Source organism: Xanthovirga aplysinae (assembly GCF_009711365.1).
Classification (GTDB): domain Bacteria; phylum Bacteroidota; class Bacteroidia; order Cytophagales; family Cyclobacteriaceae; genus Xanthovirga; species Xanthovirga aplysinae.
This window is the reverse complement of sequence record NZ_SMMB01000416.1, coordinates 1-1509: the sequence shown is the minus strand read 5'-3', so window position 1 is coordinate 1509 and position 1509 is coordinate 1. Positions and strand designations below refer to the sequence as shown.

The 1509-nt window shown below is 42.5% G+C and carries 1 protein-coding gene and 1 tRNA gene; both read left to right on the top strand.

What is annotated here, in order from left to right; translation table 11 throughout:
- The first annotated feature begins 44 nt into the window (after positions 1 to 44).
- Positions 45 to 116 (top strand) — tRNA-Thr (locus tag E1171_RS01505).
- Between the two features lie 73 nt (positions 117 to 189).
- Positions 190 to 1377, top strand: a complete 1188-nt coding sequence (tuf, locus tag E1171_RS01500) for an elongation factor Tu (protein ID WP_155203385.1) — start codon at positions 190 to 192, stop codon at positions 1375 to 1377.
- Positions 1378 to 1509 lie beyond the last annotated feature (132 nt).

Here is a 1509-nt window from a genome sequence, read left to right as displayed (position 1 = left end):
GGTCGCGGGTTCGAGCCTCGTCGCCCGCTCAATTAGCAATAACAGCCGACGTAGCTCAGGGGTAGAGTGCTTCCTTGGTAAGGAAGAGGTCACGGGTTCAAATCCCGTCGTTGGCTCGAATTGGCTTTTAGGTTTTTATTTAAGCATAAAATTTAATTTGTAACTTAACTTAACTGAGGATTTTCAAGTATGGCTAAAGAAACCTTTGACCGTTCGAAACCGCACTTAAATGTTGGTACGATTGGTCACGTAGACCACGGAAAAACTACTCTTACTGCTGCGATTTCTAGCGTTCTTGCGAACAAAGGTCTGGCAGAGCAAAGAGACTTCTCTTCAATTGATAACGCTCCTGAAGAAAAAGAAAGAGGTATTACTATTAATACGTCACACGTAGAGTATCAAACTGACAAGAGACACTACGCTCACGTTGACTGTCCAGGTCACGCTGACTACGTAAAAAACATGATTACTGGTGCGGCGCAGATGGACGGTGCAATTTTGGTAGTAGCTGCTACTGATGGTCCTATGCCTCAAACTAGAGAGCATATCCTTTTGTCTCGTCAGGTAGGTGTACCTGCTTTGGTAGTATTCATGAACAAAGTTGACTTAGTTGATGATGAAGAGCTACTTGAGTTAGTAGAGATGGAAATCAGAGACTTGCTTTCAGAATATGACTTCCCAGGAGATGATATTCCTGTAATCCAGGGTTCTGCTCTTGGTGCCTTGAATGGTGAGCCACAATGGGTTGCTAAGGTTGAGGAGTTGATGAATGCAGTTGATGAGTATATCCCTGAGCCTACTCGTTTGATCGATCAGGATTTCTTAATGCCAGTTGAGGATGTATTCTCAATCACAGGTCGTGGTACTGTGGCTACTGGTAGAATCGAAAGAGGTATTATTAATACTGGTGATCCTGTTCAAATCTTGGGTATGGGAGCTGAGGACATGAGCTCTACTATTACTGGGGTAGAGATGTTCCGTAAGATTCTTGACAGAGGTGAAGCAGGTGATAATGTTGGATTGTTGTTGAGAGGTATTGATAAAGCTGAAATCAAAAGAGGTATGGTAATCTGTAAACCAGGTTCTGTAACTCCTCACCAACACTTCAAAGCTGAGGTTTATGTATTGTCAAAAGAAGAAGGTGGACGTCACACTCCATTCTTTAAGAAATACCGTCCTCAGTTCTACTTCAGAACCACTGACGTAACTGGTGAGATCACATTGCCAGAAGGTGTTGAAATGGTAATGCCAGGTGATAACGTAACTATCGAAGTGAACTTGATTAACAAGATCGCTATGGAAAAAGGTTTACGTTTCGCTATCCGTGAAGGTGGTAGAACCGTTGGTTCTGGTCAGGTGACTGAAATTCTTGACTAAGAGAATTTAAATATATGCAATTGCGTTTCTGATTTTTTTCAGAAACGCTTTTGTTTGTAAGGATAAAAGCATACATTTGCATCCCCGTTTCGGGTGCGAACTTACGGGTGTAGCTCAATTGGTAGAGTAGTG